This is a genomic window from Ruegeria sp. CDSC021 (assembly GCF_059610845.1).
Genome location: NZ_JBXWOK010000001.1, coordinates 762281 through 785473, shown reverse-complemented (window position 1 = coordinate 785473; position 23193 = coordinate 762281). Strand labels below are relative to the sequence as shown.

The 23193-nt window shown below is 56.4% G+C and carries 22 protein-coding genes and 1 tRNA gene; 17 read left to right on the top strand and 6 right to left on the bottom strand.

All coding sequences use genetic code 11. The features are described 5' to 3' along the window. The first annotated feature begins 6 nt into the window (after positions 1–6). The 10 genes from AC2FGB_RS03960 (at position 7) to AC2FGB_RS03915 (ending at position 9888) form a co-directional block, all read left to right on the top strand. Positions 7–447 carry a TrgA family protein gene (locus AC2FGB_RS03960; protein WP_142634225.1) on the top strand — a complete coding sequence of 147 codons (441 nt, stop codon included), beginning with the start codon at positions 7–9 and terminating at the stop codon, positions 445–447. A gap of 28 nt (positions 448–475) precedes the next feature. After that, a complete protein-coding gene (locus AC2FGB_RS03955; protein WP_496693252.1) occupies positions 476–1594 on the top strand; it encodes an NUDIX domain-containing protein in 1119 nt (372 codons plus the stop codon). A gap of 66 nt (positions 1595–1660) precedes the next feature. After that, the gene (locus AC2FGB_RS03950) at positions 1661–2695 is read left to right on the top strand and encodes a cysteine synthase A (RefSeq protein WP_142634220.1); all 1035 of its coding nucleotides are present in this window, start codon (positions 1661–1663) and stop codon (positions 2693–2695) included. Next, positions 2695–5121 (top strand): DUF3772 domain-containing protein, encoded by a 2427-nt coding sequence (locus AC2FGB_RS03945; RefSeq protein ID WP_281994719.1) that lies wholly within the window; start codon positions 2695–2697, stop codon positions 5119–5121. Before AC2FGB_RS03950 ends, AC2FGB_RS03945 begins: the two co-directional genes overlap by 1 nt. A gap of 88 nt (positions 5122–5209) precedes the next feature. Continuing rightward, positions 5210–5299 (top strand) — tRNA-Ser (locus AC2FGB_RS03940). Between the two features lie 363 nt (positions 5300–5662). Continuing rightward, entirely contained in the window at positions 5663–6622 is a 960-nt protein-coding gene (locus tag AC2FGB_RS03935) for a glycosyltransferase family 2 protein (protein WP_496693251.1), read from the top strand. Next, positions 6619–7005 (top strand): GtrA family protein, encoded by a 387-nt coding sequence (locus AC2FGB_RS03930; protein WP_271946729.1) that lies wholly within the window; start codon positions 6619–6621, stop codon positions 7003–7005. Before AC2FGB_RS03935 ends, AC2FGB_RS03930 begins: the two co-directional genes overlap by 4 nt. Positions 7006–7014: 9 nt before the next feature. Beyond that, on the top strand, positions 7015–7764 hold the full coding sequence (locus tag AC2FGB_RS03925) for a methyltransferase domain-containing protein (RefSeq protein WP_142634211.1): 750 nt from the start codon (positions 7015–7017) through the stop codon (positions 7762–7764). After that, positions 7761–9170 carry a hypothetical protein gene (locus AC2FGB_RS03920; protein WP_281994716.1) on the top strand — a complete coding sequence of 470 codons (1410 nt, stop codon included), beginning with the start codon at positions 7761–7763 and terminating at the stop codon, positions 9168–9170. Before AC2FGB_RS03925 ends, AC2FGB_RS03920 begins: the two co-directional genes overlap by 4 nt. 40 nt (positions 9171–9210) lie before the next feature. After that, positions 9211–9888, top strand: a complete 678-nt coding sequence (locus AC2FGB_RS03915; protein WP_496693250.1) for a YrbL family protein — start codon at positions 9211–9213, stop codon at positions 9886–9888. 3 nt (positions 9889–9891) lie between these two features. On the opposite strand, the gene AC2FGB_RS03910 is transcribed toward AC2FGB_RS03915, so the two are convergent. Then, entirely contained in the window at positions 9892–10770 is an 879-nt protein-coding gene (locus tag AC2FGB_RS03910; protein ID WP_271946738.1) for a LysR family transcriptional regulator, read from the bottom strand. Positions 10771–10981: 211 nt separating this feature from the next. Between AC2FGB_RS03910 and AC2FGB_RS03905 the strand changes: the two genes are divergently transcribed. Beyond that, a complete protein-coding gene (locus AC2FGB_RS03905) occupies positions 10982–11230 on the top strand; it encodes a hypothetical protein (RefSeq protein ID WP_142634203.1) in 249 nt (82 codons plus the stop codon). A 43-nt stretch (positions 11231–11273) separates the two neighbouring features. Next, positions 11274–12278, top strand: coding sequence for a GlxA family transcriptional regulator (locus AC2FGB_RS03900; protein WP_496693249.1), 1005 nt, complete (start codon positions 11274–11276; stop codon positions 12276–12278). A 7-nt stretch (positions 12279–12285) separates the two neighbouring features. On the opposite strand, the gene AC2FGB_RS03895 is transcribed toward AC2FGB_RS03900, so the two are convergent. From AC2FGB_RS03895 to AC2FGB_RS03875, 5 genes are all read right to left on the bottom strand, one after another. Then, positions 12286–12846, bottom strand: coding sequence for a sarcosine oxidase subunit gamma (locus tag AC2FGB_RS03895; RefSeq protein ID WP_496693248.1), 561 nt, complete (start codon positions 12844–12846; stop codon positions 12286–12288). Next, positions 12839–15784, bottom strand: a complete 2946-nt coding sequence (locus AC2FGB_RS03890) for a sarcosine oxidase subunit alpha family protein (RefSeq protein WP_496791756.1) — start codon at positions 15782–15784, stop codon at positions 12839–12841. The genes AC2FGB_RS03895 and AC2FGB_RS03890 overlap by 8 nt, the downstream gene beginning before the upstream one ends. Further along, positions 15781–16068, bottom strand: a complete 288-nt coding sequence (locus AC2FGB_RS03885; RefSeq protein WP_271946753.1) for a sarcosine oxidase subunit delta — start codon at positions 16066–16068, stop codon at positions 15781–15783. Before AC2FGB_RS03885 ends, AC2FGB_RS03890 begins: the two co-directional genes overlap by 4 nt. 14 nt (positions 16069–16082) lie before the next feature. Further along, entirely contained in the window at positions 16083–17333 is a 1251-nt protein-coding gene (locus tag AC2FGB_RS03880; protein WP_271946755.1) for a sarcosine oxidase subunit beta family protein, read from the bottom strand. A gap of 85 nt (positions 17334–17418) precedes the next feature. After that, complete coding sequence (locus AC2FGB_RS03875; protein WP_281972198.1) at positions 17419–18267, bottom strand: LysR family transcriptional regulator; 849 nt, start codon at positions 18265–18267, stop codon at positions 17419–17421. 108 nt (positions 18268–18375) lie between these two features. Here AC2FGB_RS03875 and AC2FGB_RS03870 point away from each other — a divergent pair, with 108 nt between their 5' ends. The 5 genes from AC2FGB_RS03870 to AC2FGB_RS03850 are packed head-to-tail and all read left to right on the top strand — an operon-like array spanning position 18376 to position 23165. Next, positions 18376–18975: an amino acid synthesis family protein gene (locus AC2FGB_RS03870; protein WP_496693246.1), complete on the top strand. Its 600-nt coding sequence runs from the start codon at positions 18376–18378 to the stop codon at positions 18973–18975. After that, positions 18947–19726, top strand: a complete 780-nt coding sequence (locus tag AC2FGB_RS03865) for an alpha/beta fold hydrolase (protein WP_496693245.1) — start codon at positions 18947–18949, stop codon at positions 19724–19726. Before AC2FGB_RS03870 ends, AC2FGB_RS03865 begins: the two co-directional genes overlap by 29 nt. Next, complete coding sequence (locus tag AC2FGB_RS03860) at positions 19723–20631, top strand: flavin reductase family protein (RefSeq protein ID WP_271946765.1); 909 nt, start codon at positions 19723–19725, stop codon at positions 20629–20631. The genes AC2FGB_RS03865 and AC2FGB_RS03860 overlap by 4 nt, the downstream gene beginning before the upstream one ends. Positions 20632–20643: 12 nt before the next feature. Then, positions 20644–21678, top strand: a complete 1035-nt coding sequence (locus AC2FGB_RS03855; protein WP_496693244.1) for an LLM class flavin-dependent oxidoreductase — start codon at positions 20644–20646, stop codon at positions 21676–21678. 8 nt (positions 21679–21686) lie between these two features. Then, positions 21687–23165 (top strand): aldehyde dehydrogenase, encoded by a 1479-nt coding sequence (locus AC2FGB_RS03850; RefSeq protein WP_281972196.1) that lies wholly within the window; start codon positions 21687–21689, stop codon positions 23163–23165. Positions 23166–23193 lie beyond the last annotated feature (28 nt).

Below are 23193 nucleotides of genomic sequence, written 5' to 3'. Positions count from 1 at the left end.
TTTAGAATGCCCAGCGCCTCACGTCTTGTCGCAGCCCTTTGTCTGGCGGTGGTGGCATTTCTGGTTTCCAGCATGATCATAGCAAATGGTGAAGAAGGCAAAAGCTATGGCTACTTCACTGTCGTCAACATGGCCCTTGGGGTCGCGTGTGGTTGGAAAATCATGGGTAAGCGAACCGGCAAAGGGTGGACCGCTGCCGTCAATAACGGACTGACAGGCATTGCCTCGCTGGTGTTTTGGGGTCTTTTCGTTCAGGGCACCTATGAGATGTTCCGCTTGGCCATGCGCCACCGATATGACGGCCCGTTCGAGGCCCTTATGGCGATATTCAAGATTGGCGTTGGATATGGCGAACAGTTGTTAGCTCCGGAAATTCTGTGGACTTTGGCTATTGGCGCTCTTATCGCCGGTTTGGCGACGGAAGAAGCAAGCCGCCGCTGGCGCTAGCACCCAAATACCAACGCGAGATACCCTTGTGAACGATCTGTTTTTCTATGGCACGCTTCGGCATCTGCCACTGCTGCAACTGGTGCTTGGCCGTCCGCTGTCACGCCTGACTTTGTCAGAGGCCAAGCTGAAGGATCACGCGATTTACAGCGTGCGCGACGAGGCATTTCCGATGATCCAGCCAGAACGTGGGGGCGTTGCGGATGGCCTTCTGGTTCAGGGCCTCGAACCCGAGGATTTCAGGCGACTGATTTTCTATGAAGGGGGGTTTGATTATGATCTGCAGCTGAAGCCCGTTGAACTGCCCGATGGCTCTGTTGTCGAAGTCAGCGTGTTCTTTCCCGAGCCTGACCTGTGGTCGCCCAGTGAGCTATGGTCCTTGCAGGACTGGGCAGACGCGTGGGCGGATCTGACCCTAACCGCCGCGCAAGAGGTCATGGGCTATTACGGCAAGGCCGATGCCGTCAAGATCGCGCGCAGTTTTCCGTCGATCCGAACCCGCGCCTGGGCCAAGCTGGGTGCACGCAAACGCGGAACCGGTGACGCGCGTGATCCGAAGAAGGATGTGATCGTACACGAGCATACCCATGCCTATATTGACTATTTCGGCATGCAGGAGGTTCAGCTTCAACACCGAAGGAATGACGGCACGATGGGGTCGGTGCTGAACCGCAATGGATTGATGCAGGGCAGTGCTGTGGTGGTTCTGCCATATGATCCGGGGCGTGATGCGGTGCTTTTGGTTGAACAATTTAGGACGCCAGTTTTCCTGATCGAAGACCCCGAGCCGTGGATGTGGGAACCCGTTGCAGGCATGATTGACCCCGGTGAAACGCCGCAACAGGCTGCGCGGCGTGAGGCGATGGAAGAAGCCCAGATCAACCTCAAGTCGCTTGAATTTGCCGGAGAGGCCTATTCGTCCAGCGGATCGTCCACCGAATACGTCTATCTTTACGTAGGGTTGGCCGATCTTGAGAAAACGATAGACGATGGCGGGTTGGCCTCGGAAGGTGAGGATATCCGCACCAAAATCATTCCCTATGCTCAGTTCATGGATCAAGTCGACGGGCATGGGTTCAAGGATTTGCCGCTATTGTCACTGGCGCATTGGCTAGCTCGGAACAGAGACAGGCTGCGTGGGGCGTGATCGCGGCTTGTGGTTGTTGCGTAGCATCTGTAAATCTTCGTTGATACGTAAAGAAATGAGGGCGCCATGCGCATTGCGAAAGACCTTGCCGACGCAGTAGGGAAAACTCCGTTGATCCGGCTGCGCCGTATCAGTGAGGAAACCGGGTGTGAAATTCTTGGCAAGGCCGAGTTCATGAATCCTGGTCAATCGGTCAAGGACCGTGCCGCTCTTTATATCATTCGCGATGCCATAGCACGGGGCGACCTGAAACCTGGGGGCACCATCGTTGAAGGCACCGCCGGAAACACCGGTATCGGTCTGGCGCTTGTCGGGGCGTCGATGGGCTTCAAGACCGTGATCGTGATCCCGGAGACCCAGTCCGAAGAAAAGAAAGACATGCTGCGTCTTGCGGGTGCACAGTTGGTTCAGGTCCCGGCAGCGCCGTACCGCAACCCGAACAACTTTGTACATTACTCTCGCCGTCTAGCTGAAGAACTGGCGCAGACGGAACCCAATGGCGCAATCTGGGCCAATCAGTTCGACAACGTCGCCAACCGTCAGAGCCATGTCGAGACCACCGGCCCCGAGATCTGGGAGCAAACCGGCGGTAAGGTCGACGGCTTTGTTAGTGCGGTTGGTTCAGGTGGCACGTTGGCCGGTGTGGCCGAGGCCCTGCAGCCCAAAGGCGTCAAGATCGCATTGGTCGATCCGATGGGGGCCGGGTTGTATTCCTATTACAAAACCGGTGAGATCGCGATGGAGGGAAGCTCGATCGCGGAAGGTATTGGGCAGGTGCGGATCACCAAGAACCTTGAGGGGTTCAAACCGGATTTCGCCTATCAGATGACGGATAACGAAGCGTTGCCCTATATCTTTGACCTTCTGCGCGACGAAGGTCTGGTCATGGGCGGATCGACCGCCATCAACATGGCTGGCGCCGTGCGCCTGGCCAAGGATCTGGGTCCGGGCCATACCATTGTTACCATCCTGTGTGATTATGGCACGCGCTATCAATCCAAGCTGTTCAACCCGGAATTCCTGCGCGAAAAAGAATTGCCTGTTCCTGATTGGATGACCGAGGCGCCGCGTAGCATTCCGGGCGTTTTCGAGGACGTATGATGTTGCGGCAGGTCCGCCTGTTTCTGGCCCTTGTTTCACTTTTGTTTGCAGTTCTGTCTGGTCCTGCAACGGCACAGCTTTCGGATCGGCAAAGTGACTACTATCAGGGTTGGGTGAAAACGGCGGATCGGGCCGAAGATGTGATCGAGGCCAATCGGGCCTCGAACGCTTCGCTGGAAAATCTGCGATCGGAAATTCATACCTATCGAGATGTTTTCAACAGCGCGCGTGGTGCAAATACCGAACGTATCCAGACCCTGGAAAGCCAGATCAAGGCTTTGGGTCCCGGACCGGAAGGTGATGCAACCGAACCGGAAGACATTGCTACGCTGCGTTCACATCTTGAAAACCAACTGAACGCGCTGCGGGTGCCGCATATCATTTCCGACGAGGCCTTCAGTCGCGCCAACGGACTGATCGCAGAAATTGACCAGATCCTGCGAAATAGGCAGAAAAAAGAGCTGTTGGAGCGCGGCCCATCGCCACTGAACCCCAGCTATTGGCGGCCAGCCTGGGTTGACCTGACTGAAGCGGGCCGAAGCCTTTTCAACGAGGCTGTGCAGAACTACCAAACGGACGTGGTGCATGAGCAGCTTCGCAAACAGGGGCTTGGAATTCTTTTGCTGGTCTTTGTGGCCATTGTTTTGCTGGGCTATGGAAAACGTTGGTCCGAGGCTGCTGGGAACTATCTGCGTACCATAGGGGGGCAGGGAACTGGCGTATGGACATTCCTGACATCGCTGTTTCGGATAATTCTGCCATGGCTGGGTGTTTTGTTGCTGGTAAAAGCCGTCGTCCTGACGGGGATATTGGGATTGCGGGGAACCCTTCTGATACAAAACGTACCGTTCTGGGCGGCCATTGTTCTGTACTACGACTGGATTGGTCGTCAGGTCTATGTAATGCAGCAGGCGCGGGGTTTCAGAAAGCTCTCGCCAAAGCGGATCACCGAGCTTCGAATCTACCTGGATCTGCTTGCCGTTTTTCTCATTTTGCATGATCTTGGGAACCTTTTCGAACAGATCGAGAATACTTCGGATGCGACGCGCGCGGTTGTGGGCTTCCCAGTTATTCTTGCAACTGCTCTGGTTCTGTTGCGTGCGCGGCAGATACGGCTTGCCGAGGTGCAGGCAGAACCTGATGGCAATGCCCGTGGAACCGGGGTCATCCAGCTGGTCGAATTCTTGCGCCGAGCATTGTTCCTGTTGGGAGTTGTCAGCCCAGTTCTGGCCGCCATCGGTTATAACAACGCTGCTGAGGCCATTGTTTTTCCAGCGGTAAAATCGTTGATCCTGATTGCCGCACTGATCATCCTTCAACGATTCCTGACTTCGGTTTATGGATTGATAACCCGCAAGGGTGAGGCAGCCCGAGACACATTGTTTTCGGTTCTGATTGGCTTTGCCATGGCCATTTTGGCCCTGCCGGTTCTGGCGCTGATCTGGGGCGCACGCGAGACCGATTTGTTAGAGGCATGGTCGCGGCTTCTTTTGGGATTCGACATTGGGGGCGTGACAGTCTCGCCCAGTAATTTCTTTACTTTTCTGGTGGTTTTCCTGATCGGATACGGACTGACACGCGCCCTGCAGGGTGGGTTGCGGACCTCTTTGCTACCAAAGACGAGCATTGATCCCGGTGGTCAAAACGCGATTGTTTCAGGGACGGGGTATGTCGGTATCTTCCTGGCAGCCTTGGTCGCCATCATGGTTGCGGGTTTCGATCTGTCGTCCCTGGCCATCGTGGCCGGGGCGCTCTCTGTCGGGATCGGATTTGGTCTGCAAACCATTGTCTCGAACTTTGTGTCCGGCATTATTCTTTTGGTCGAACGTCCGATCTCAAAAGGCGATTGGATCGACGTAAACGGGATGATGGGATATGTGCGCGACATCTCGGTACGCTCGACCCGGATTGAGACCTTCGATCGAACAGATGTCATTGTCCCAAACTCGGACCTGATCAGCGGTGTTGTCACCAACTATACCCGTGGAAATACGATCGGACGCGTCATTGTCCCGGTCGGGGTGGCCTATGGTACCGATACCCGCGTAGTCGAGACAATCCTGGGCGAAATCGCAAACGCACATCCGATGGTATTGGCGAATCCGGCACCCAACGTTGTGTTTCAGGGGTTCGGTGCGGATTCTCTGGACTTTGAAATCCGCGCCATTTTGCGGGATGTGAATTGGGTTCTTTCGGTGAAGTCCGACATGAACCATGAGATCAATCGCCGCTTTGTCGAGGAGGGGATCGAGATACCGTTTGCTCAGCGTGATGTCTGGCTGCGAAACCCCGAGGCTCTTCAATCGTCAGATAACGCGCAAATGCCCCCATCTGAGCCTGTTTCAGAGACAAAAGCGCCCCCGGCCTCTTCGCCCGCCGAATTGACCGAGGCTGATCTTTCCGACGGTGATGGTGACGAACCCTGAGGCAAGTTCGGGCCTGAAACGAGCCAGAGAATTTTACACTAATCGGGCCTTGCAAATCCCCAGGCGATAGTCCAAATAACGCCCGCACGGAGAGGTGGCCGAGTGGTCGAAGGCGCACGCCTGGAAAGTGTGTAGGCGGGAGACCGTCTCCAGGGTTCGAATCCCTGTCTCTCCGCCACAACACCAGCTCTTGTCTTGGACGCTTAGGTGTTTCACATCTCAGACATTGTTTTGGAGCCCCCCAGCAAAAAAGGCTCGGTAAGCGATTCACATAACCCATGTTGAGCGAATTCATCCAATTTAGATGGCCCAGAATTACTGTTTCTTGCAGGCAAGGGAATTTCAGGATGCGAGGCAGTCAAACTGTTGGGTAGGGCCTATTCCTGTGTCGGTTGGGTAACTACAGGTGAAAACTCGGCGCTCGGCTTGTTCGCTGATGCGTCTGTTGAGATATCAATACATCTACAACGCCAAGTGAACGTTATTCCTTGGCTGGTCCGTTTTGCGATAGGTGCGCTGTAAAATCGCGCCCGGAGGTTAGATGTTACTGTCTGTCGTCATTCCATGCATGAACGAAGAGGAGTCGATCCCCTTACTGGTGGAGCGCCTGATCGCTGCGACTGAACAGTGGAACGCCGAATCCGAGATTATTCTGGTGGATGATGGGTCTAATGACGAAACATGGCGCGCAATCTGTGCCCAAAGCGAGTTTCATCCGCGTATTCGCGGTTTGAAGCTATCGGGTAACCGCGGTCACCAGATCGCTCTGACAGCGGGGCTGAATGCAGCCCAAGGGCAGCGGATATTCATGTTGGATGCCGATCTGCAAGACCCGCCGGAGCTTTTGTCGGACATGATGGCGATGATGGATCAGGGTTATGATGTGGTTTATGGGCGTCGGAGTGAGCGAAAAGGCGAAAGTTGGTTTAAGAAAGTAACAGCTCATGGTTTCTACCGCATATTGAACCGGCTTTCGGACGTACCCATTCCAAATGACACGGGCGATTTCCGGCTTGTCAGCCGTCGGGCGCTGGATGCGGTTCTGAGTATGCCGGAACGCGCGCGGTTCGTTCGGGGCATGTTCGCTTGGGTTGGTTTTCGTCAAATCGGGATCGAATACATCCGCGACCCACGGATCGCGGGCGAGACCAAATACCCGATGTCCAAGATGATCCGCTTTGCGCTTGATGCACTGGCGAGTTTTTCGATCAAACCGCTGCAGATCGCCACACGAATGGCCTTTCTGACACTGATTATCGCCGCGCTGATGGCGGTCTACGTCTTTTGGTCCTTGATCCTTTACAACGCGGTTGCGGGTTGGGCGTCGACGGTTCTGGTGATCAGTTTCTTCTCGGGTATCCAGCTATTGACGCTTGGAATCATGGGGGAATATCTCGGACGTCTGTATATCGAGGCCAAAAACCGACCACTCTATTTTGTAGATCAAGAGACCTCAGAGATTTCAGACACCATAGTAGAAGAGAAGACCGCGCAGAAATGAGCGAACGGCGCCGCATAATCCGGTTTGCCATCGTGGGCTTAGGCGTGGCTGGTTACTACATGCTGGCCTATCTGGGCCTGTTGCGCGTGTTTCATTCGCCTTGGATCGCCAATGCATTGGCTTTTGGGTCCGCAATCCTGATCCAATATATTGGGCAAACAGTCTGGACCTTCGGGCAGGCGCTGGTGGTTCCTGCACAGTTTGGGCGGTTTCTTTGCATGGTCGGAATTGGGCTGCTGGTTTCAGCTGCGATTACCGGACTGGCCGGCCCTCGTTTTGGCCTGAGCGAAGCTGCCTCGGCCGCTGTCGTTGTAGTTGTTCTGCCTGTGATCAACTTCGCGTTCCTACGGCTATGGGTCTATAAACCGCAGAATTCAACCTAGAGATTGGCAATGTCGCATATCTATTCAAACGAGTTCTTTGACTATATTGACCAGGGCGCCAGGCGGTCCGCAAACAGGCTAATTGCTTGCCTTCTAGGAAAAATCTCTGCGGACAGTGTCGTGGACTTTGGCTGCGGGCGGGGTGTGTGGCTGTCGGAGTGGCAGGCCGCGGGTTGCAAGGATATTGCCGGTGTCGATGGCGACTATGTGGATCGTGACAAGCTTGCGATACCGGCTGAGGCGTTTATCGGTGCAGATCTGTCCAAACCGGTCGAGCTTGGACGCCAGTTTGATTTGGCTCAGTCGCTTGAGGTCGGTGAACACTTGCCGCATGACGCGTCGGCCAGCCTGGTTCAGAGCCTGACCACACATAGCGATCTGGTCCTGTTCTCAGCCGCCGTTCCGGGGCAGGGCGGCGAGTTTCATATAAATGAACAGCGCCTGTCCTTTTGGCAGGGTTTGTTCGCTGAACGGGGATACACGGCCTATGATTGTTTGCGGCCTGAGATGTTCGGGGATCAATCGATCGAACCCTGGTATCGGTATAATTCTGTCCTCTATGCGAACCAATCAGGGGCAGTCCGGCTGTCTCAGGACGTGCTGGATACCAAAGTCGCGCCCGGCGCGTTGAAAGAGGTCGGCAGTTTAGGCTGGACCCTACGCAAGCTGGTTGTGCGTGCCTTGCCCCGGTCGGCTGTCACCGCTATCGCTCAGGTCCGGGCCTCTGTTATTGCAAGGTCATATGGCGACAAATCATGACGGAAAAAACATCTCGGCAGGAGTTTCTTTTTCTGTCCCTGCTTTGCATCGCTGCGTTGTTCTTGATCAATTGGCCACAGCTTTTCGACCCTTTCGTACGTCATGATGATTTCCCGGCGCTGCTGGGCTGGACCGAGATTGCCTACCACAAGGCCTTGGATGAAGGTCGTTGGTTGAACTACTGGTGGCAGTTCCGGCCATTTCTATGGCCCTCACAAATAAGCATGTATCTCTATAACATAGCCTGGGGCTTGTTCTCGGCTGCGGCAGCAGCCGCGATCATGGAGCGTTCGGACCCGATCTGGTACAAAGGTTATCTTGCGCTATTCATTGCGTTTTCGGTTCCAGCATTCCTGATTTCATACTGGTTCAACACGTTGCTGCCGGGGATCTGGGTTATCACCTTGTACAGCCTGGCAGTTCTGTTTCTGCCGCATCGTGTGTCGCTGGCCCTTTTGGTTGTGGCAGTGCCCTTATCCTTCATGGCCTACACGACCTATCCGTTCCTGTTGCTGACACTGATCCTGCTGTCAAACAAGGCGCCAAAAACCTATACCAGCGTCGCTGTTACGCTGATCATTTTCTTTGTCAGCCTGGTTCTGGCGTTGCTGAGTGTTTACACCCTGAACTACTTTTATCATGGGATATTTGGTATACCGGTTGCTGAATGGCGTGGGCCGAACGAAGTAAATTCGGTCGATGACCTGCTGCTGAACCTTACCAAGGTCAAAGTATTCCTTCGATCCATCATCTATACAATGGGCGGAGGGACAATCGGTTATGGCTTGATGCTCTTGGCCCTATTTGCAGGTGCCTGGGGGTTCCTGTTTACCCGAAGACGGATGTTTGCCGTCGCGATCCTGATGGCTGCACTTGCTGGTCTGGCACCGCTTATCCTCAAGGCGATTATGTCGGGGGTGCAGGTCCCTGTTCGGGCATTGAACTGGCTTTGGATCTTGTTTGGAGTCGTGCTCACCACGTGTGGGGTTCAGTTTCTGCAGTCTTCAAAAAGATGGTTAAGTGTTTCGCGTATCTTGTTGATGTGCGTGTTGATGATCAATTTGATGCTCATTGGCAAAACATCGTTTATGTTCATCCCGCCTTGGCAAAAAGCAACGCGCGCATTGGCGCAAAGCCTGCCTGAACAGGTCGAAACCGTATATATCTATGGGCATTTTCTTGGCGTGAATGGCGCGGCAGACGCCAGAGTTCAATTCGAACGGGGGCTGCGGTTGCGGTTAAACTATCTGACCGGGGCCGAGATCATCATGTGCTGGAAGCAGCCCGATAGATGCGATGGGATTACACCTCCGTTCGATCCAGGCGACTGGGTCTCGACGCCTGTTGTCGCATCATCTGGTGACCAGGCCTTTATCCTTTTGCCGCGTCCCAATCTGGGGCCCTGATCAAAAGGTGAGTTGTAACAGGTTTGAGAAAATTCTATGAATGCGCCCACTTGGGCTGTCCGGCATTCAAGGACACAGACCCCAACCCCTGTTGGAACACCCGGACATGATTGACCTGAGCGCCCACAATCCCCTGCGAAAAAGTCGCAACTACCTGATTTATCAGCACCCCGAGGTCGAAGGGGCGCTGCTGAAAGTGCGGGTGGACGAACCTGTGCGTAGCCATTTTCTGCCGCGTTATGCCGAATGGCGCTATGGCAATCTGCGCCAATGGAACCGCGAAGCAAACGAATATCTGGCGGCGCTCAACCGTGGATGCCCTGAGATCGAAAGGTTGGCGCAATTCATGGGATATGCGCCAACATCAGCGGGCCCGGCGATAGTGGTGGAAAAACTGACCGGCCCGGACGGAGATCTTGCGCCAACCCTGCATTCGGAACGCGTCGCGCTGGCCAAAGATCACGCCGGACGTGAACGTCTTCATGCTGAATTGATGGAACTGTTTGACGATCTCGAAAGCGGCCGGATCATTGTGGGTGACATGGGGTTCGAAAACATCGTTCGTGCGCAGGAAAGAGGCGGCAAGCTGACCGTGATTGACGGCGTTGGCGAGAGGGTTCTTTTTCCGCTGTCACTGGTCAGCGAAACAGCGTTTCGCAAGTCAATCGACCGCCGGCGACAGAGGATGTCGAGTGGCTTTGGTTTAATGAAGACCTGACCACTAAACTGCTACGCGCAGGGGAAAGGCGCGTTCGACTTCTTTTGCTATCTCCGCAATCAGGGCTTTTGTCACGGCGTTGCGGTTGTTCATCTGAACCCGTGCGACATAGGCAAGCTCTGGAGGGTTTGGAAAGACATCGTTGATGACTTCCATGTCTGGTGTAATGTGCATCCCGTTCAATAGCGCTATGCCCAGCCCTGATCGAACAGCCGACTGGATTCCTGCTGCACTTGGACATTCCAGGATATTGTCAAAGCGGTGGTCCTGCTGCTGACTGTCTTCCATTCCCCATCTCCGGTAGAAACACTGTGTGTCAAAGGACAGAAACGGAACCGGTTCTGACAGATTCAGACGATAGTCGGGTGATTTGACCCAATGAAGGGAATCCTGAAACAGGATCAGATCTTCGGGCTGCACGTCGTTGCGAAATATCTGAATCACCGCCAAGTCTAATTCACCGGCCTTCAACCAATCCTGAACATTCAGGCTTTGACCAGTGCGGGTTCGTACGCGAACATCGGGGTACAGCCGCGTGAAACGTCCAAGAATTTGGGCGATCCCGCTGGTTGTCGCATCCTCGGTCATGCCAAGCCGCAAGTGGCCGGTGAGCGGCCTGTTACCAAGTGAGGCCACCGCTTCGTCATGCAGAGTGGTAATTCGACGGGCGTATTCACAAAGACGCAGCCCGTCTTCGGTGAACAGGGGGGCACCTTTGCGGCGAGTCAGCAGTTTGCAATTCAGTGCGCGCTCTAAACGGCCGATCTTATGGCTGACTGCCGATTGCGAAAGCGCAAGGTGTCGGGCCGCACTGGTCACACCACCATAGGTCGCGATTGCTAGCAGCGCGCGCAAAGCGTCTATTTCCAAACGTTCGTTCATGAATGCCCATGACAGATTTTGATCATTGAATGATAATCATTCATTTGCGGCAAAGGCAAATGTCAGATTAGGTATCGCGAACACAATGTTCGCGGAGCTTCGAAATGAACAATCTGTACCCGGAGGATATCACAGACTTCGAACATCAGTCGGCATGCAAATCTGGTCCGCTGACGCTGTCTTCTTCTTTCGGCAAAGGAAAGTGTAACTGATGACGGAAGACAGAACAGCTAACCGCCGCCTGACAACACTGTTTGAGATCACCGGATCGGTTCTGGCTATGGCTTATGCCTTGCTGATTGCTTCGAATATTGGCGCTGAGATTCTTGGATTCTCCCTACTGTTGGTGTCATCGGCGCTGTTTGCCGCATGGGCATTGATTGATCGGCGCTGGACGTTTTTGCTGTTGCAGGCGTTCTATGCGACCTCTGCCATTATTGGACTGATCCGTTGGGCATAAACTTGGTGTAGGGTTGCCGCCAGGAACTTGTTAGGACGGATCTATGACGGATCAGGACAGAATCGATATCGGCTTTCTGCTGTTTGATGGCTTTCCGATGGCTTGTTTGACATCGGTGATCGAACCCCTGCGGGCGGCCAATGAAATCGCAGGTCATCAAGCGTTTAGATGGTCGCTGGTTTCTGAACGTGGTCAAAAGGTTCAGTCAAGCGCAGGGGTTGGGTTCGAAGCAGATCGCGCGTTGGCGGACTGCAGGAATATCGACATTCTATTCCTGCTCAGCAGCCCGTCTTCGGTCTTTGACAACGCTGTTAGCGGCAATGCCTTGCTGCGTGGTCTTGGGAGGCACGGAACAGTTCTGGGCGGGATCAGCGGTGGCGTATTCCCTCTTGTGCGATCCGGTGCAATGGCAGGTCAGCCGGTCTCGGTCCACTGGTGCTATGAGGCGGCATTTGAGGCCGAGTTTCCCGATATGGACGCCCGGAGCGAAGTGATCGTGCGCACCGTGACGCGCTATACCGCCGCCGGTGCAGCGGCAGGGTTCGACCTGGCACTGCATTTGGTTCACGATCGCTTGGGCGGTGACATTGCGCATGAGGTTGCGTGCTGGTTTCAACATCCGATGATGCGCGGTGCGGCAGTGCGTCAGCAGGTGCCCAATGCGACAGCGCCGAAAACGGGAGACCGCCTTCCACCGCTTGTTTCACGCAGCGTTGAAATGTTTGCCGCCAATTTAGGTCAAGCGATCTCGATTGCTGAAGTTGCGAAACAAATGGGCGTCACACCTCGTCAGATCGAGCGGGCATTCAAACAGGCAACCGGACACAGCCCCAGCCATTATTACCGCGCAATGCGGATGAAAGCGGCGCGTCAGATGGTGGTTTATACCAAAGACCCCATTTCCCAGATCGCGGCCGCTGTCGGCTATGGATCTGTTGCGCCCTTGGTGACACATTACCGGTCGGCTTTTGGCCTGAGCCCCAGCGAGGACAGGCGCCGCATCAACCGTTTCCGGGTTGAGGATAACGCCCCTTTGCCCTCGGTCTAGGCGCTGACTAAAGCGCCGATCGCATCGCCGTCAGGATCGCATGGTGCAGAGATTTGGCGGACGAGCGCGGACCGTACAGGCTGTAGTGATCCGAATCACGACACAGCACGAAACAGCCAATATGGTGGATCGAGCTGCGCGCCGCCGTTCCCATAGTCAATATGCGCAGATCCAACTGGCACAAAAGCTCCAGCACTGCTTGAATGTTCGCACCAGCCAGGTCGAAACGCACCCAGGCATCGGTCTGTTCAGTGACAGAGGCCGCAGACCCAATGGCAGATTTTACTTGCGTAGCAAGGTCCTCGTGCGTGTCATGCGGTGCTTCAACCATCCATTGCTCTGGCCCCGCCCAAAAGGCGGTGATTGCGGTTCCTTCAAACCTCTGGACCTTTGGTGCCTCAGCGCCAATTAATTTCTTTAATGCGGCTTTGGCCGCTGTTTCCTGACCGAGCCGCGCCGCGACTGATGCCAACGCCACGTCCGGTATCTCGGAACAGGTGACAGGCCCAACCGTGTCTACCCGAGGGTCAGCCGCGCCGAGGGCGGTTATCGCAACCAGATTATCCACGCAGACGTTCTCCTTCCGGGTCAACGAAATGGGCCGAGACAATTTCCACCTCGACCGTCAGGTCCGTCAGCGGAGAGACAAGGCGCATTTTTTCGCCCAGCCTGTCGCCGCCGTTTTTCAACAGTCCCAGCCCAATGCTACTGTTCAGAATGGGTGAGTAGACGGCTGAGGTGACATAGCCCTGATCATGGGCTGCATCGACCGGGCCGTCAGTGTTCATCAGGTGGCCACCGGCGGTTACCTTGTTTTCAGGCTCCAACGGTTTGATCCCCACCAGCATCAGCGCGTCCGGTTGGTTCAGTGCCTCGCGTTCCGACAGGGTTGATCCGATGCTGTCCTTCTTTTTGGACACCATGCGGCCCATTCCCAGGTTCAGGGCGGTTGTGGTGCCGTTCAACTCGCTGCCTGCAGCATGGCCTTTTTCGACCCGCATGACGCCCAGTGCTTCGGTGCCATATGGGACAACGTCGAACTCTTCGCCCTCGGCCATCAGCCTGCGCATCAATGCGTCGCCATAGCGAGAGGGAACCGCGATTTCGAATGCCAGCTCGCCTGAAAAGGAAATCCGGAACAGCCGCGCCCGAAGGCCGTCGCACACGGTGATGGTTCCACAGGCCATAAAGGGGAAGGCCTCATTCGAGATGTCGAATTCCGGGTCGATGATTTTTCGCAGCAGCTTACGGGAATTGGGCCCGGCAACTGCATATTGCGCCCATCCTTCTGTGGTGGATATCAGCTGCACATCCATGTCCGGGCACAGGCATTGGCGCACGAATTCCATGTGGCGATAGACGACTACGGCATTTGCGGTCGTGGTAGTGACGACGAAATGATCCTCGGCCAGCCTTGCCGCTGTGCCGTCATCCATCGCCATGCCATCTTCGCGCAGCATCAGGCCATACCGGGTTTTGCCGACCGCAAGCTTGGCGAAACCATTGGCATAGACCCGGTTCAGGAACGCTGCCGCATCGGTACCCTGCACGTCGATTTTGCCCAATGTCGTGCAGTCGCACACCCCGACCGAGGCACGCGTCTGACGCACTTCACGGTCCACACTCTCGCGCCAATGGGTCTCGCCGGGCAGGGGGAACCACTGCGCGCGCAGCCAGTTGCCAACCTCGACAAACACCGCGCCGCGTTCTTCGGCCCAGTGGTGTGAGGGCGTCAGGCGGGTGGGGTGAAACTCTTTACCCTTCATCCGGCCTGCGAAAGTGGCAATCGGGACGGGGGTATAGGGCGGGCGGAAGATGGTGGTACCTGTCTCGGGGATCGACTTACCGGCCAGCTCGGCCATGATCGCCAGCCCGCCGATATTCGAGGTCTTGCCCTGGTCCGTGGCCATGCCCAGCGTGGTATAGCGTTTCAGATGCTCGACCGAACGGAAGCCCTCCTGATAGCTGAGACGGACATCCTTGACCGTCACATCGTTCTGCTGGTCCAGCCATGCGCGTTTGCAGCCCTGAACGTACCAGAATGGGGTCTGCGCGATAGGTGCGTCCTCGGCTTCGGGCAGATCGGGTTTGGCGTTGGTCAGGTCCAAAGCGGCGATTGCGGCCTCGGCGCCAGAGCGCAACGCACCGTGGGTAGACATATCGCCGTTTGCCGCGCCGGCAACGGACATGCCTACCGGCAGGTCCGCGCCGGGAACAAAGGCGGCCAGCGTCTCATCCCATGCGGGGCGGCCGCGCTGGTGGCAGGTCATGTGGACGTTGGGGTTCCAACCGCCCGAGACGCCCAAGGCACCGCATTCCAATGTCCGGGTTGAGCCATCGGGCAGGGCGACTTCGACAAAGCTCAGCCCCAGTCGGCCTTTGGTATTTGTGACCTGAGCACCCTGCAGAACTTCGTAATCGTGGCTGATAGGTGCGTCTTTGCGCACATCGATCACCGCAGTGATTTTGACACCTTTGGCGTGCAGATCAGCTGCGGTGCGGTGGCCGTCATCATTGTTGGTAAAGACCGCGACGCGCTGCGAGGCCGCCACTCCGAAACGGTTGGCATAGGTCCGCAGGGCGGTGGCTGTCATGATGCCGGGGCGATCATTGTTCTCGAATGCGATTGGCCGCTCGGTCGCGCCTGCGCACAGCAGCGCCTTTTGGGTATAGATACGCCAGAGGATTTGCCGGGGTTTGCCTGCGGGCAGGCTGGGCAGATGATCGCCCGTACGCTCGACCGCGCCATAAATTCCGTGGTCAAACGCGCCGATCACCGTGGTGCGCGGCATCAGGCGCACATTGGGAAGCGCGGACAGCTCGGCCACAGCCTGCGCCGCCCAGTCAGACGCCGCAGCATCGTCTATGGTGAGTGTTTCGCTGTTCAGGCGACCGCCCAGGGCGAAATCCTCATCCGCCAGAATGACATCCGAGCCCGCACGACCCGCGGTCAAAGCCGCCATAAGACCGGCTGGTCCGGCACCAATGATCAGCAGATCGCAATGGCGAAAGCCCTTGTCGTATTCGTCCGGGTCCTCTTGCATCGAAAGCGATCCAAGCCCGGCTGCGCGACGGATTGTAGGCTCGTACAGCTTTTCCCAGAAGGCTTCAGGCCACATGAAAGTCTTGTAGTAAAAACCCGCAGACAGGAAGTTGGAAAACATGTCATTCACGGCCAGCGCGTCGAATTTCAAGCTGGGCCAGCGGTTCTGTGATCGCGCCTCAAGCCCCTCGAACATCTCGGTCACCGTGGCGCGCGTGTTGGGCTCTTTGTGGGCGCCGCTGCGCAGCTCGACCAGGCCGTTGGGCTCTTCGGATCCGGCGGTCAGAAGCCCGCGCGGGCGGTGGTATTTGAAAGACCGCCCGATCAGACGCACATCATTGGCCAACAGGGCCGAGGCCAGCGTGTCGCCGGGATGCGCAGTATAGCTGCGCCCGTCAAAGCGGAAGTTCAGCGTGGTGTTGCGGTCAATCTGTCCGCCGTTCAGCCGGTTCACCTGCGTCATTTGGAGCGCCCCCGTTCGCGGGCCACATCGCGGGCCAGTTCCACCTTTGAAATCTCGTGGGTGAGCGTGTTGCGCGTGACGACCAGCCAGGATCGGTCACCTGTTTCGTGGTACCAAAGCTCTCGGTGTTCGCCTGCCGGGTTGTCGCGCAGATAGGCATAGTCGTGAAAGGCCTCGACGGCATTTTCCGCCTGCCAATCGGGGCGATCAATCAGCGCGGCGTCACCCAGATAGGTGAATTCTGATGCATCACGAGGCCCAAGAAGGGGGTGGTTGATTATCATGTCTGGTGTCCCCTTTAATGCAGGTTGGGCTGATTGCCCGCGCCTTTTTCGTCGATCATCCGGCCGGTGCGGAACCGGTCCAACCGATAGGCCGTTGCGACAGGGTGCGGTTCGTCTTTTGCAAGCAGATGCGCAAAGCAATAGCCCGAAGCCGGAGTGGCCTTGAACCCGCCATAGCACCAGCCCCCGTTGAAATAGAGGCCCTCGACCGGCGTTTGGTCAATGATCGGTGAGCCATCCATCGACATATCCATCACGCCGCCCCACATCCGCAGCAACCTGGCGCGTCCGATCATCGGCATCAATGCCATGCCACCTTCGCAAACATCCTCGACCACGGGCAAGTTGCCGCGTTGGGCATAGGTGTTATAGCCGTCAAGATCGCCACCGAACACCAGCCCGCCCTTGTCGGACTGACTGACATAAAAATGCCCCGCGCCATAGGTGATGACACTGGGTAGGACGGGTTTTAACCCTTCAGATACAAAGGCTTGCAGAACGTGGCTTTCGATAGGCAGGCGCAGTCCGGCCATCCCCATAACGCGCCCTGAACTGCCCGCAACTGCGCATCCGACTTTGGAGGCGCCGATAAAGCCCTTAGTCGTTTCGACCCCAAGACATTTACCGTCTTCTATCCGCAGCCCGGTAACTTCACAGTTCTGAATAATATCGACGCCATGAAGGTCGGCTGACCGGGCATAGCCCCAGGCCACTGCATCATGGCGCACGGTACCGCCGCGCCGTTGAACAAGGCCGCCCTTGATCGGAAAGCGAGCGTCGTCGAAATTCAGATAAGGGTGTTCGCGCCGCACCTGATCTGCGTCCAGCAATTCGGCATCGGCCCCGTTCAGGATCATCGCATTGCCACGTCGCGTATAGGCGTCACGCTGACCGTCTGTATGGAACAGATTGACGATACCGCGCTGACTGACCATTGCGTTATAGTTTAGGTCCTGCTCGAGCGCTTCCCACAGCTTCAGCGAGAACTCATAGAACGGCTCATTCCCATCCAGCAGGTAGTTCGAGCGAATGATCGTGGTGTTTCGGCCCACATTTCCGCCACCGATCCAGCCTTTCTCGATTACGGCAACATTTCGTTGGCCGTAGATTTTGGAAAGGTAATGCGCGGTTGCCAGACCATGCCCGCCGCCACCGATTACGATGATGTCGTAATGGGCCTTAGGTTCAGGTTCACGCCAGACCGGTTTCCACCCTTTGTGGCCGGTTAGCGCCTCTTTGATAACTCGAAAGCCGGAATATCTCATGAATCGGACCTTTTCTTCCAAACTTCATTATTTTCGGGCGCAGCGATATCCCCATATGCGACATGGGTGTGTCTGAATCAGACCCTCAGGCACAAGAAATAAGGCCGGAAAACCAATCGGTGAAATCCGATACCTCGGCTGAGTTGCGAAGGACGGATAAAAAATAGCCCTCACAGGCGGGTGCAGAATCTTTGCTGGCAAGGCGGACTTTGCCCGATTTCAGGGCTTGCTCTGCGATGATAGAATTCACCAGCGCAACACCGCTGCCTGAAACGGCAAGTTGCAGGGCGAGGCCATAGGAATCCACAAAATATGATGGCTTGCGCAGTTTCTGGCCGGTGATTTCACCCCATGACGCCCAACTGTCCGATGTGCCAACGGATTCGATCAGGGGCAATTCAAGCCAATTGCCGCTTAGATTCGGCGACACCACCGGGACAAGGCGATTGGGATTCAACGGTTTCGCATTTTTCCCGACTTGTTTTTCTGAACCAAAGCGTACCTCAATATCTGCGCGCGATGCTGCGTATTCGTCAGGCCAGATCGTGCTGACAAATCGGAGTGAGGTTTCCGGGTGCTGGGCCTGAAATTCGGGTAATGCCGGCGAGATGACCCATTCGATGATGCTGATAGAGGCTGCCACCGTGATATGGCGAGCTTTTTCTTCGGCCAAATAGGGTGAGGCTGCGGAGTGCAACATATCCAAGGCTGCCTCGACTTGTGGCAGCAGCTTCCGCCCTTCATCCGTCAAAGAAAGACCGCGCGCGTGGCGGTGGAACAGAACGACGCCCAGACGGGTTTCCAAGGCTTTGATTTGTTGGCTGACTGCGGATTGCGTCAACCCGATCTCATCTGCCGCCGCGGTCGAACTGAGCCGCCGCGCGGCCGCTTCGAACGACCGAAACCACGTTAGAGGAGGGAGTGTTTTTGCCATCGGTAACCGACCTATTAGTGCTATTAATACCTAAGGCTCAAGTTCTTTCGTTTGTCAAAAGATGTTTCTAACGGTGATATTTCCTCAAGCAGATTTGGGGAGACGGCAGTGCAGCCAAATATCAGAAAAATAGTGACTTTCGACGAAGAGGTTCTGGTTGAAGGATTTCGGGCAGCGGAACGCCCGTGGCGCATGTTTGCCGTAGCGGCGGTTGTGTCGAACCCCTGGGCTGGCCGGTATGTCGAGGATCTGAGGCCGGAAATTCTGGCCTATGGACCGGTGCTGGGGCAAATGTTGACTGACCGGATGGTCACGCTTGCAGGCGGCGGCGAGGTGATCGAAGCCTATGGCAAAGCGGCGGTTGTTGGGCAGGATGGCGAGGTCGAACATGCCTCGGGCCTGATCCACACGCTGCATTTCGGGAATTACTATCGTCAAGCGGTTGGGGCCAAGTCCTATCTGTCCTTCACCAATACCCGCGGTCCGGCGAACACTCCGATCATGGTGCCCATGATGGACAAGAATGATGCCGGGCGTAGATCGCATTATCTGACGCTGCAGTTTGCAATCCCCGACGCACCGCGCGCGGATGAAATTGTGGTCGTGCTGGGTGGCGCAACCTCGGGCCGTCCCCATCATCGGATCGGCGACCGTTATCAGGACCTCAAGGATTTGGGCCATGACGTCGACAACCCGGCCTCGGTCTGAACTCAGCACCCTGGCGGTGATTGATCAGGGCCAAGGGCCGCTGGTTATTCTGCTGCACGGGGTTGGCCTGCGGGCCGAGGCATGGGGCGCGCAGATCGACGCCCTGGTCGCCGCGGGGTATCGTGTCTTGTGCCCGGATATGCCAGGACATGGTCAGTCGAGCTTTGATCATCCGACTGGCTTGGAGGCCTACGTGCACCGCACGGCGTCCGTGCTGACAGAGCCCGCTGTCTTGATCGGCCATTCAATGGGCGCCCTGATAGCGCTCCGACTGGCGGCGGATGTGCCAGATAGCGTTCTTGGCGTTGCGGCATTGAATGCGATCCATCGGCGTCCGGTTGCCGCGCACAAGGCCGTCGTCGCACGTGCCTCGGCCTTGGAGGTATCGGGGCCAAATGATCCCACGGTCACGTTGCAACGTTGGTTTGGCGAAGCCTCGTCCGCCGAGCGACAGGCCTGCAGGCGCTGGCTAACTGAGGTTGATCCGGCGGCCTACAAATCCGCGTATACCGCTTTTGCCGAAACGGACGGTCCTTCCGATGATGAACTGGCCCGTATCGCTTGTCCCGCCTTGTTCATGACCGGCGCGGATGAGCCGAATTCTACGCCTGAAATGTCTCGGGACATGGCGCGTTTGGTTCCCTCGGGACAAGCGTCAATCATCGCAGGTGCCGCACATATGTTGCCGATGACTCATCCCGCCGAAGTAAACGCACAGCTGTTGGAATTTGTGGGGGGGTGCCAGCCATGACAAGTATGGACCCCCGAGCTTTGCGTGACGCCTTTGGCAGCTTTATGACCGGGGTGACAGTGGTGACGGCACGGGACGAGCACGGTGCGCCGGTCGGGTTCACCGCAAACTCGTTTTCGTCTGTGTCACTTGACCCGCCATTGCTGCTGGTGTGTCCGGGGAAGTTTCTGTCCAGCCACGAAATTTTCGCCAACTGCACCCGGTTTGCGGTGAATGTGCTTGCAGATGGACAGCAAGAGATATCGAACACTTTCGCTGGGTATAAAGGGGACCGGTTTGCAAAGGTCGCGCACAGCAATGGCCTTTTTGATCTACCCCTAATCGACGGGGCGCTGGCGCAGTTTTGCTGCAAGACCCATCAGGTCCTTCCCGCCGGTGATCATACCTTATTGATCGGTGAGGTGGCAGAGTTCTCGCACTCGGTCGGGCAGGGTCTTGGATATGTCGGAGGGTCGTATTTCAGCCTGGGGCTCGAACGTGAAATCGACGCCATGGTACCGACGATCTGCGGCGCGATCATCCGCAAAGATGACAGTGTTTTGCTGGAGCAGAGCAACGGTGCCTATCGTCCCATTCAAATCGCCGGGGTTGAACGCGGCGGGCAGCGAAACCGGTTGACCCAGGGCCTGTCCGAACGTGGACTGAAGGTCGAGGTCGAACAGGTCTATTCCTCATTCGACGATGCGGAAACAAAGCAGCATTACACCTATTTTCTGGCCAGCTGTTCCCGACCAACGCCGCTTGAGGGCGCCGAATGGATCAGAACGGATGACCTTCCGAACCTAAAATACGTGTCCGGTGGTGTCCGCCACATGATGACCCGCTATGCGATGGAAGCCAAAGAGGGGGATTTCTCTCTCTACCTAGGTGACGCCTCTCAGGGCGACATTCACAGCTTACGATAAAGGAGCAGGTCAATGGAATTTTCCCTGTTTGCCCATATGGAACGTTTGTCGCCAGATCAGCCGCATGACGTTCTGTATGACGAATTCGTCAGCCTTGTGAAAATGGCGGACGAGGGCGGGATGCGCGCCGTCTGGACTGGCGAGCATCACGGGATGGAGTTCACCATCGCGCCCAACCCCTTTATCTCGCTAGTCGATCTGGCTCATCACACCAGGAATGTACGGCTGGGGACGGGTACGGTAGTCGCCCCGTTCTGGCATCCGATCAAATTGGCCGGAGAGGCCGCCGCGGCAGATCAGATTACCAAAGGCCGGATCGAGCTGGGGATCGCACGCGGCGCATATTCTTATGAGTATGAGCGCCTGATGCCGGGGATGGATGCCTGGGAAGCGGGCCAACGGATGCGGGAAACAACCCCTTTGCTTCCGCGAATCTGGCAGGGCGATTGTGCGCATGAGGGTGAGTTTTATTCCTTTCCGGCAACCACATCTGCGCCGAAACCGTTTCAGAAAAACGGTCCGCCGATCTGGATCGCAGCGCGGGACCCCAATAGTCATGAATTCGGTGTCCACAACGGGTTTAACATCCAGGTCACCCCCCTGTGGCAGGGCATGGAAGAGATTGAAACGCTGATGGACCGCTTCAATGCAGCCTGCGACAGCCATACCGGACCGCGCCCCAAAATCATGCTGTTGCATCACACATATGTCGGCAAAGACGCAGACGATGTTGCACAAGGCGTTCAGGAATTGCGCCGGTATTACAACTATTTCGGTGCTTGGTTCATGAATAAACGCCCGGTCGCACAGGGTTTGATCCAACGGATCAACCAGGACGAGATGGATGCAAACCAGATGTACACAAGTGATAAGCTGGCGCGCGACCTGACGGTTGGTACAGCGCAGCAGGTTATCGACCGGATCAAACGTTATGAAGATTTGGGCTATGATGAGTTTTCGTTCTGGGTCGACAGCGGGATGACGAACGAGCGAAAACGTGCCTCTCTGGCGCGGTTCATCGACGATGTCATGCCAGCCTTTCAGTGAGGAACACTATGGGAAATCTACCGCATTTTCAGCTTTTCATTGATGGCGCCTGGTCTGAGGGGGCGACGTCTCAGGTTATGACATCTGCAAATCCCGCAACTGGGCAGGGGTGGGCTACGTTTTCCTGTGCGGCACCTGAGGATGTCGACAGGGCAGTCGCCGCCGCCAAACGTGCGCTTGATGATCCGCAATGGCGCGACATGACGGCCACAGCGCGCGGCAAGCTTCTTTATCGCCTGGCCGACCTGGTTGCCGAAAACGCTGCACGGCTTGGGGAATTTGAGACAACAGACAGCGGCAAACTGCTGGCAGAAACCTCGGCGCAAACTGGGTATGTCGCGGATTATTACCGCTATTTCGCAGGGCTTGCGGATAAGGTTGAAGGGACGGTTCTGCCCATCGACAAGCCGGATATGCATGTGTTTACCACGCGCGAACCCATTGGTGTTGTCGCGGCTATTGTGCCCTGGAATGCACAAATGTTCCTGACAGCGACCAAGTTGGGCCCGGCGCTTGCGGCTGGGTGTACCGTCGTGCTGAAGGCGTCCGAAATCGCACCCGCCCCGATGCTGGAATTCGCGCGTTTGATTGAACAGGCAGGATTCCCCGCGGGCGTTGTCTCGGTCATCACCGGGGATGCGGAAAACTGTGCAATTCCACTAACCCGCCATCCCGATCTGGATCGCATCGCCTTTACCGGTGGCCCCGAGACAGCGCGCCATGTGGTCAGGAATTCCGCCGAAAACTTCGCCGTCACCTCGCTGGAGCTTGGTGGAAAATCGCCGATACTTGTTTTTGAAGACGCGGATCTGGATGGGGCCGCAAATGGCCTGATCGCTGGAAACTTTGGCGCGTCGGGGCAAAGTTGCGTTGCGGGCACGCGCGGGCTGGTGCAGCGATCCGTTCTGCAAGATCTGATCGGCCGCATCAAAGAAAAGGCGGGTGCAATCGTTCTGGGTGACCCGCTGGAGGCCGGTACCCATGTCGGACCGCTATGTACCATGGCGCAAGTGAACAAGATCGAAGAGACCCTGGCCAAGTCAGCGGAGCAGGGGGCCGTGGTCCATTTCGGAGGGCAACCTGCGGATCGGCCCGGCAATTACATGAACCCAACCCTGGTCGAGTGCATATCGCCCGAGACCGAGACGTTGAAAGTTGAGATGTTTGGCCCGGTCATGTCTCTGCTGCCATTCGATACCGAAGAAGAGGCCATCGCGTTAGCCAACAGCACAGTCTTTGGGCTGGGTTCAGGTGTGTTTACGCAGAACCTGGCGCGGGCGCATCGGGTGTCCAAGCGGATCAAGTCCGGGATTTGTTGGGTTAATACCTATCGCGCGATCTCTCCTATCGCGCCGTTTGGCGGGTTCAATCAATCAGGGTATGGTCGTGAAGCCGGGGTTGAAGCCATCCTCGATTACACCCGGACCAAGACCATCTGGATCAGCACCTCGCAAGAGCCGATGGCGAACCCGTTTGTGATGCGCTAGGTCTGTTGTCAGACAGATATCGGAGCGT